Origin of the sequence: Neoroseomonas rubea (assembly GCF_016106015.1) — a bacterium.
Classification (GTDB): domain Bacteria; phylum Pseudomonadota; class Alphaproteobacteria; order Acetobacterales; family Acetobacteraceae; genus Neoroseomonas; species Neoroseomonas rubea.
The window spans coordinates 1-7,820 of record NZ_JACADQ010000182.1 but is presented as its reverse complement, the minus strand read 5'-3'; the positions used below and the strand labels follow the sequence as shown (position 1 = coordinate 7,820).

The window sequence follows — 7,820 nt, the reverse complement described above, 5'->3', positions numbered from 1 at the left end:
GCCGCAGCTGCGGCCTCGGCTTCCAGGGCGATGCGGCGCGCGGCCTGCGCGGCCTCGGCCTCCCGCGCCGCGCGGGCTTCGGCCAGCGCTTCGGTGGCGGCGACGGCGGCGGCTTCAAGCTCCCGCACCATCCACATCAGCGCCACCGCCTCGATCACGAGGATGACGGCATGCAGGAGCACGCGACCGAGATTGCCTTCGTCGACGCCGAAGACCAGGACCGGCGCGGCGAAGTTCAGCACCAGGTGGTGCACCGCGACGGTCGCGGCGCCGAGCAGGATCGCCCGCCAGTCGACGAAGCCCGCGAGCAGCGCGAGGCCTGCGAAGTACGCCATGTGGAGATCGATCGTGACCCAGTCCGGCGCGAGCCAGACATGGACCGAGATGGCAGCCATCAATCCGACCGAGATCGTATGCCGCGCTTCCGGCGCCCCTGTGCCGCGGCGCGCGGCGACGGTCGCGGCGAGCGCCACGCCGAGCGCGAGCGCGGCGCCGATCAGCGTATCCGACAGGACATGGCCCTCGAGCATCGCGACGACAGCGGTGAGCGGGACGAGCAGCCACAGCAGGCCAAGCAGGACGCGGCCAGTGCGGGCGCGCAGGAGGGAGAGGTCCATCGGTCAGATCCTTCGGGAAACGGGCGCGCAGCCGGCCAGGGGCCGGGCGGCGATGACGAACAGCGCGCCCGCGGCGGCGGCGAGCCGCGCAGGCTCCGCCGCGTCATGCTCGGGCATGGCGAAGATGATGGGAAAGGGGCCGGCCTGGGTCATCCGGTGAATCCGCCAGCCTTCCAATCCGAAGGCCGCCGCCGCCGTGCCCGGGGGCATCGCGAGCAGCACGGGATGGCCCGCGCGCGGCCAAAGGCCCGCCAGGGGCAGGGCCAGCACGCTCGCGCACAGAAGGATGAGGGGCGTTCGCATCGCTTGGCATGATCCGCGACGCGACCAAAGCATTTCTGAACGAGCACGCTGCGTCACGGCAACGTTACCCGATGACCGAACGGAGGAGGTCAGGCCGGCAGTGAGGAGTGCGATGGCGATACGCATCGACACCACAGGTCCGTGAAACGAATTAGCGCCGACTGAATCCCCGGCATGAAACATGGATGACCGACGCAGTCGTCATCGCCGCCATGGCGGGCCGCGCCCGCGGCGTGGCGGGCGCGGCGCCACCGCCTACCAGTGGCGGTCGCGGCGATGATGGCCCCCGTCCCAGGCCTGGCGATGGTCGCGCCGGGGCCGGTCCCAGCCCCAATGCCTGTCGTGTCGGTAGGGCCGGTGCCAGCCCCAGTCCCGGTGCGGGCGCTGGTAGCCGTGGTGCGGATGGTGCCAGGCCGGCGCCGGGCGCCAGCCCCAGCCATGGCGGTGTTCCCAGGCCAGGGCGGGGGTCGCGGCGACGGTGCCGAGCAGCAGGGCGGTGGCGAGGATCAGGCGGCGCATGGCGGCATCTCCCTCAAGTGCCTGGAGGGAAGCAGACGCCCGCCGCCGGGCGGGTGCGAGGCGCCTTCGTGGCGCGGCTGGGGCGGCGTGTAACGGCGTGTCCCGGATTGGCGGAGGTGGGTGGGCGCAGCCCGCCGCATGCGCCATCACGACGCGCCGGACGTCTCCACCTGGCCTGCGCTCGACCGGCGCGCGCCGCCCGGGGCACCCCAAGGGCGTGGCACAAGGCCGGACCCTTGCGCGGAGGCAATGGCGCGCGGGGCTGGTGGGGCGGCCGCGCGTGGAACGCTGCCGCCGACGCCGATCGTGCGAAGGTTCATCCTTCGTACGGTCGGTATCAGCCCTCCCGCCCCGCTTCCTCGGCGAGCCGCGCGACCGCCATGCGGTAGGTCTCGGCGAACAGCGCGTCCAGCGCCGGGTTCACCCCCGCAAGCCCGGCGGCGACGCGGCCCGCCCAGCCGACATATTCCGTTCGCCGCGCATGGTTCCAGTTGGCCGGCGGGCTTTCGGCAATGGCGCGGAGGTTCGAGATCTTGTCGGCAAGCTTCAGCTGCTTCGCCGCGTCCGATTTCTTGGGCGCGAGGCTGACCTGCAGCGCCTTGCGGGTTTCCTTGGGCAGGGCCTTGTCGTCGGTCGCCTCGGCCACGACGGCGGCAATCGCGGCGCCGAAGGCGGCGACGAGCTCCTCATGCGTCACCTCGGTGTCCTCGACCGTGTCATGCAGCAGGCCGGCGAGGATCGCCTCCTGCGGCGCGCCGTGATCGGCGAGGATCGTCGCGACCTCGATCACGTGGTTGACGTAGGGCTCGGCGGCGGCGCCCTTGCGGACCTGCCCGGCATGGGCGCGCGCGGCGAAGAGGGTGGCGCGGAGGACCTCCGCGGCGGGGTCAGGCTTCGGGATCATAGGGACTCCATAGGGGTTCTCGCGCGCCGTCGCGCAAGGGTCTAGCGTCGGGGCATGGACGCCTCCGCCACGCCGACGCGGCTGCTGCCGCAGTTCCTGGCCTGGGTCGCCGCGCGGCCGCGCAGCTACGACCAGGCGATGGAGGCCTGGCGGTCCAACTGCCCGCGCATGAGCATCTGGGAGGATTGCCTGGCCGAGGGCCTGGTGCGGGATCGGGCAGGCAGCGCAGAAGCCCGAGTCGTCATGCGCGTCCGGCAGCTCCTGCCCAGCCGGGCCGAGATGCACGGTGCGCATGCCATCCGCCGAGCAGATCACCGCCTCGACCCCCGCCGGCGCGGCAGCCGTGGCAAGGCAATGCGCAGGCGCCATCACCGCCTGCAGCAGCAGGACGGCGGCAACCAGGCGCAGCAGGGGTCGTGTCATGACGGCCACGACAGGCTCCTACCCGCCGCCAGAACGGGCAGCAAGCGCGGTGTCAGGCCGCCGCGCGCGCGGCGAGGTCGTACTCGACCTCCGGCGTGTAGACCGAGGCTTCCTTGCCGAGGCGGGAGGAGAACAGCGTGAAATGCTCCACCCGCAGGGGTGGGGCGCGGAAGAGGTTGTGCGCCTGGACGAAGGCGACGACCTTCTCGGGCGGCGCGCGGTCCGTCCGCGCGATGGTGACATGCGGGGAGAAGCGCTTGCGCTCGGGCGGCAGGCCCACGCGCTGCAGCGCCGTTTCCACCTTACCCTGAAGGTGCGCCAGCGCGGCGTTGCGTTCGGCGCCCACCCACAGCGCATGGATCCGCCCCGCCTTCTCGAAGGTGCCGAGGCCGTGCAGCGAAAGGTCGAAGGCGCTGCCGCGGATCGCCGCCAGCGCGTCATCCACTTCCTGCGCGCGCCAGTTCTCGATTTCCCCGATGAAGCGCAGTGTCAGGTGGTAGTTGTCGGGCGGCACCCATTTCGCGCCCGGTATCCCGCCGGCCAGCGCCGCGAGCGTCGTTCGGAACTCCGCGGGAAGGGCGAGGGCGACGAACAGGCGCAGCATTCCGGGTCCCCCTCGATAGGGAGCGGTTCAGCCCGCGGGCACCCGCCCCAGCAGCGACTCGACGGCAGGCAGCATGCGACGGACGAGTTCCGCCACGCCAGCCTCATTCGGATGAATTCTGTCCGGCTGGTTCAGCGCCGGGTCGCCCGCCACACCGTCCAGCAGGAAGGGGTAGAACACGACATCCGGCCGCGCCTCGGACAACCGCGTGAACGTCGCCGCGAAGTCCCGCCCGTAATCGGCACCGAGATTGGGCGGCGCAAGCATCCCCGCCAGCATGGCCGGCAGGCCGCGCGCCTTCAGCGCATCGAGGATGGCCGCCAGATTCGCCTGCGTCGCCGATGGCGCGAGGCCGCGCAGCCCGTCATTGCCCCCGAGAGCGACGATCACCGCGTCCGGCCGGTCCGCCAGCGCCCAGTCGAGCCGCGCCCGCCCGCCCGCCGTGGTGTCGCCGGACACACCGGCATCGAGCACGCGGACCGTCCGGCCGCGCTCGCGCAGCGCTGCCTCGAGCCGCACCGGCAGCGCCTGGCCGCGCGGCAGGCCGTAGCCCGCGGTGATCGAATCCCCCAGCATCATCAGCCGGATCTCGCGCGCCGCGGCGGGGGCAGCCGCCAGCAGGGGCAACACTCCGAAACAGGCCGGAAGTTTGCGGATCAGCCCGCGGCGCCCATATCGGGCGGTGAAGACCGGAAACCGAGACGACATGGACACCCTTCCACACCCCGCCCCGACGACGCTCGGGACAGGGGCCGGCACGCCGCTGATCGCGGCCACCGGCCTCGCCTTCCAGGTGAGGTCCCAGGCCGGGGAGATCAATATCCTGCGCGGCGTCGACCTCTCCGTCGCATCCGGGGAGGCAGTCGGCATCGTCGGCCCCTCGGGGTCGGGCAAGACCTCGCTGCTGATGCTCCTGGCGGGGCTCGACCGGCCGACCGGCGGGACGCTCAGCGTCGCCGGCCACAACCTCGCGCGCATGGATGAGGACGCGCTCGCACGCTTCCGGCGCGACCATGTCGGCATCGTCTTCCAGGCCTTCCACCTGGTGCCGACCATGACGGCGATCGAGAACGTCGCCGTGCCGCTGGAATTTGCCGGCCGCGCCGATGCCTTCGAAAAGGCCGAGGAAGCGCTGGTCAGCGTCGGCCTCAGCCACCGCCTGACGCATTATCCCGGTCAGTTGTCGGGCGGCGAGCAGCAGCGCGTCGCGCTCGCCCGCGCCTTCGTCGCCGGGCCGCGCCTGCTGCTGGCGGACGAGCCGACCGGCAACCTCGACCGCACCACCGGCCAGCATGTGATGGACCTTCTCTTCGGCCTGCGGGAACGCTTCGGCACGACGCTGCTGCTGATCACCCACGACCCGCTGCTCGCCGAACGCTGCGAGCGGCAGGTGCGGATCGAGGATGGGCGGATCGTGTCCGACGGCGCGCGCTGATGGGCACGCTCTCGCTCGCGCTGCGCTTCGCGCGGCGGGACCTTCGCGGCGGCGTGAAGGGGCTGCGCATCGTCCTGGCCTGCCTTGCGCTCGGCGTCGCGGCGATCACCGCCGTCGGCACGCTGCGCGCGGGCGTCAATGCGGGCATCGCGGCGGACGGCGCGCGAATCCTGGGGGGCGAGGTGGAGGTCACCTCCACCGCCGGCCCGCTGCCGGATGCGGTGCGAGACTGGGCGCGGGCGCGCGGCGCGCGGATCTCCGGCATCGTGCAGATGCGCGCCATGGCGGTCGGCGCCGATGGCGAGCGCACGCTGGTCGAGTTGAAGGCCGTGGACGGCGCCTATCCGCTGTTCGGCGAGTTGCGGCTCGATCCGCCGGGCCCGCTCGCGCCGGGGCAGGTGGTGGTTGAACGGATCGTCGCCGACCGGCTCGGCATCGCGCCCGGCGCGACGCTGCGGATCGGGGAAGCGCGCTTCACGCTTCGCGGCACCATCGCCGCCGAGCCCGACAAGGTGGCGAGCCCGTCGATCCTCGGCCCGCGCGCCATGATCGCGCTGGCTGACCTGCCGGCGACGGCGCTGATCCAGCCGGGCAGCCTCGTCGCGCACGAGCTGCGCATGGACCTGCCGGACGGCGCGGACCGCCGCGCCTTCGCAGATGATCTTCGCGCCGCGTTCCCCGGCACGGGCTGGCGCGTGCGCACGGCGGACGCCGCCGCCCCCGCCGTCAATCGCTTCGTGGACCGCGCGGCCTTCTTCCTGACGCTGGCGAGCCTGACGGCGCTGCTGGTGGGCGGCATCGGCGTGGCGACGGGCGTGCGCTCCTGGCTCGACCAGCGGGCGCGGACCATCGCTACGCTGCGCTGCCTCGGTGCCGCGCCGGGGCTGATCTTCGCGACCTATCTGATGCAGGTGCTGGCACTCGCCGCGCTAGGCATCGGCATCGGCCTGGTGGCGGGCTTCGGCCTGACCATGGCGGGTGCGGCGGTGCTGGCCGATGCGCTGCCGATACCGCCGCGCATCGGGCTCTATCCGGAACCGCTCGCGCTCGCCGCGCTCTACGGGCTGCTGACGGCGCTCGCCTTCGCGCTCTGGCCGCTCGGCCGCGCGATGGAAATTCCTGGCGCGGCGCTGTTCCGGGACGCGCTGCAGCCGTCGGGCGCGCGGCCGCGCATCATGCTCGTCGCGGCGACGGTCGCGGCCGGCGGGGCGCTTGCCGCGCTCGTCATCGGCACGGCGGAGAACCGCGCCTTCGCGGGCTTCTTCGTGGCTGGCGCGGTCGCGACGCTGATCCTGTTCCGCATCGGGGCACTCGCGCTGATGGACACCGCGCGGCGCTTCCGCTTCATACGGCGGCCCTCAGTGCGGCTCGGCCTCGCCAACCTGCACAGGCCGGGCTCGCCCACGCCGCTCATCCTCGTCTCGCTTGGCATCGGGCTGACCACGCTTGCCGCCATCGCGCTGATCGAGGGCAATCTCCGCCGCCAGATCGCCGAGCAGTTGCCCGACGCGGCGCCGAATTTCTACTTCATCGACATCCAGTCCGATCAGGTGCGGGACTTCGACCGCGTCGCCGCGGCGCAGCCAAGCGTCACCGAGGTGAAGCGCGTCCCCTCCCTGCGCGCCCGCATCGTCGCGGTGAACGGTACGCCAGCGGAGGAGGTGCGCACCACGCCCGAAACCGCCTGGGCGCTGCGCGGCGACCGTGGCCTGACCTACGCCGCGACGCCGCCCGAGGGCACGCGGCTCGTGCAGGGCACATGGTGGGCGGCGGACTATCGCGGAGAGCCGCTGGTCTCCTTCGACGCCAACCTCGCGCGCGGCTGGGGCGTGGGCATCGGGGACACGATCACGGTGAACGTGCTCGGCCGCGACATCGCGCTGCGCATCGCCAACCTGCGGGACATCGAGTGGCGCGGGCTCGGCATCAACTTCGTGCTCGTCGCCTCCCCCGGCCTGCTCGACCTCGCGCCGCACACGCACATCGCGACCGTGCGCAGCGACACGGCGCGCGAAGGGGCGGTGCTGCGCGCGATCAGCGAGGCCTTCCCCAACGTCTCCGGCATCCGGGTGCGGGATGCGCTGGAGCAGGTCGCGGAGTTGCTCGGGCGCATCGGCACGGCGCTGTCGGCCACCGCGAGCCTGACACTGGCCGCCGGGGCGCTGGTGCTCGCCGGCGCCGTCGCCGCGGGGCAGCGGCGGCGGGTGCGGGATGCGGTGGTGCTCAAGACCGTCGGCGCCACGCGCGCGCAGATCCGGCGCGCCTTCCTGGTGGAATTCGGGCTGCTCGGCGCAACGGCGGGGGTGATCGCGGCCGGCGTCGGCACCGCGGCCTCCTGGGGGGTCGTCACCTACATCATGCGGGCGGATTGGGTCTTCCTGCCGGGCACGCTGGCAGCCGTGGTGCTGGCGTGCACCGCCTTGACGCTGGGCTTCGGCTATGCAGGCACGGCGCTGGCCCTGCGCGCGAAGCCTGCGCCGCTGCTCCGAAACGAATAGGCCGCGCCCCCGGGGGGGGTGCTGGCCCCGGACCGATACATGAGGGTATTGTCCCGCGCACGGTTCCGTTAGGGTCGGCCCGCCGGAATCGCCAATAATCCTTCGAGGAATGCCATGCCCGCTTCCCCCATCCGCCTTGCCGCGCTCGTGGCGCTGCCCCTGCTCGGCCTTGCCGCCTGCGCCAGCACGCCGCAGCCCGCGGCCCCCGCGCCCGCGCCGGTCGTGGTCTCCACGGCCAAGGAAGCGGTCGGCGTCGTCGAGCGCGTGAACACCCGCACGCGCGAAGTCACGGTCCGCACGCCGGGCGAAGACCGAATCGTCGTGGTCGCCGGGCCGGAGGTGCGGAATTTCGGCCAGATCCGCCGCGGCAACAACGTCCGCCTGCGGTATGAGGAAGCGGTCGCCGTCCGGATGGCGCCGCGCGGCACGCAGATGCCCGCCGAGACCGCGGTCGGCGCCGCCCGCGCCGAGGCCGGCGCCCAGCCCGGCGCGGCAGTGGTCCGCACCACCCGCGCCC

8 protein-coding genes and 1 pseudogene are annotated in these 7,820 nt (G+C 73.0%); 3 read left to right on the top strand and 6 right to left on the bottom strand.

The window, feature by feature from the left end; genetic code table 11:
- From HW577_RS16045 to HW577_RS16020, 6 genes and pseudogenes are all read right to left on the bottom strand, one after another.
- Nucleotides 1–617, bottom strand: a pseudogene (locus HW577_RS16045) (hypothetical protein); the annotation flags it as partial.
- A 3-nt stretch (nucleotides 618–620) separates the two neighbouring features.
- The gene (locus HW577_RS16040) at nucleotides 621–1,046 is read right to left on the bottom strand and encodes a hypothetical protein (RefSeq protein ID WP_198377158.1); all 426 of its coding nucleotides are present in this window, start codon (nucleotides 1,044–1,046) and stop codon (nucleotides 621–623) included.
- 129 nt (nucleotides 1,047–1,175) lie between these two features.
- Nucleotides 1,176–1,439 (bottom strand): hypothetical protein, encoded by a 264-nt coding sequence (locus tag HW577_RS16035; protein WP_198377157.1) that lies wholly within the window; start codon nucleotides 1,437–1,439, stop codon nucleotides 1,176–1,178.
- Between the two features lie 337 nt (nucleotides 1,440–1,776).
- Entirely contained in the window at nucleotides 1,777–2,766 is a 990-nt protein-coding gene (locus tag HW577_RS26605; protein ID WP_232474984.1) for an HD domain-containing protein, read from the bottom strand.
- A 52-nt stretch (nucleotides 2,767–2,818) separates the two neighbouring features.
- Nucleotides 2,819–3,370 (bottom strand): RNA 2',3'-cyclic phosphodiesterase, encoded by a 552-nt coding sequence (thpR, locus tag HW577_RS16025; RefSeq protein ID WP_198377156.1) that lies wholly within the window; start codon nucleotides 3,368–3,370, stop codon nucleotides 2,819–2,821.
- Nucleotides 3,371–3,397: 27 nt separating this feature from the next.
- Nucleotides 3,398–4,078: an arylesterase gene (locus tag HW577_RS16020; protein WP_198377155.1), complete on the bottom strand. Its 681-nt coding sequence runs from the start codon at nucleotides 4,076–4,078 to the stop codon at nucleotides 3,398–3,400.
- Between HW577_RS16020 and HW577_RS16015 the strand changes: the two genes are divergently transcribed.
- The 3 genes from HW577_RS16015 to HW577_RS16005 all read left to right on the top strand — a co-directional run.
- On the top strand, nucleotides 4,077–4,805 hold the full coding sequence (locus HW577_RS16015; RefSeq protein WP_198377154.1) for an ABC transporter ATP-binding protein: 729 nt from the start codon (nucleotides 4,077–4,079) through the stop codon (nucleotides 4,803–4,805). The genes HW577_RS16020 and HW577_RS16015 overlap by 2 nt on opposite strands.
- Complete coding sequence (locus tag HW577_RS16010; protein WP_198377153.1) at nucleotides 4,805–7,303, top strand: ABC transporter permease; 2,499 nt, start codon at nucleotides 4,805–4,807, stop codon at nucleotides 7,301–7,303. The genes HW577_RS16015 and HW577_RS16010 overlap by 1 nt, the downstream gene beginning before the upstream one ends.
- Nucleotides 7,304–7,417: 114 nt before the next feature.
- Nucleotides 7,418–7,820 (top strand): hypothetical protein (locus HW577_RS16005; protein WP_474100245.1); only part of this gene is annotated, 403 nt, incomplete at its 3' end.

Excerpts from the sequence above, each read along its gene's own strand:
- HW577_RS16020 (WP_198377155.1), bottom strand. The coding sequence starts at position 4,078 with ATGTCGTCTCGGTTTCCGGTCTTCACCGCCCGATATGGGCGCCGCGGG.
- HW577_RS16040 (WP_198377158.1), bottom strand. The coding sequence starts at position 1,046 with ATGCGTATCGCCATCGCACTCCTCACTGCCGGCCTGACCTCCTCCGTT.
- thpR (WP_198377156.1), bottom strand. The coding sequence starts at position 3,370 with ATGCTGCGCCTGTTCGTCGCCCTCGCCCTTCCCGCGGAGTTCCGAACG.
- HW577_RS16035 (WP_198377157.1), bottom strand. The coding sequence starts at position 1,439 with ATGCGCCGCCTGATCCTCGCCACCGCCCTGCTGCTCGGCACCGTCGCC.
- HW577_RS26605 (WP_232474984.1), bottom strand. The coding sequence starts at position 2,766 with ATGACACGACCCCTGCTGCGCCTGGTTGCCGCCGTCCTGCTGCTGCAG.
- HW577_RS16010 (WP_198377153.1), top strand. The coding sequence starts at position 4,805 with ATGGGCACGCTCTCGCTCGCGCTGCGCTTCGCGCGGCGGGACCTTCGC.
- HW577_RS16015 (WP_198377154.1), top strand. The coding sequence starts at position 4,077 with ATGGACACCCTTCCACACCCCGCCCCGACGACGCTCGGGACAGGGGCC.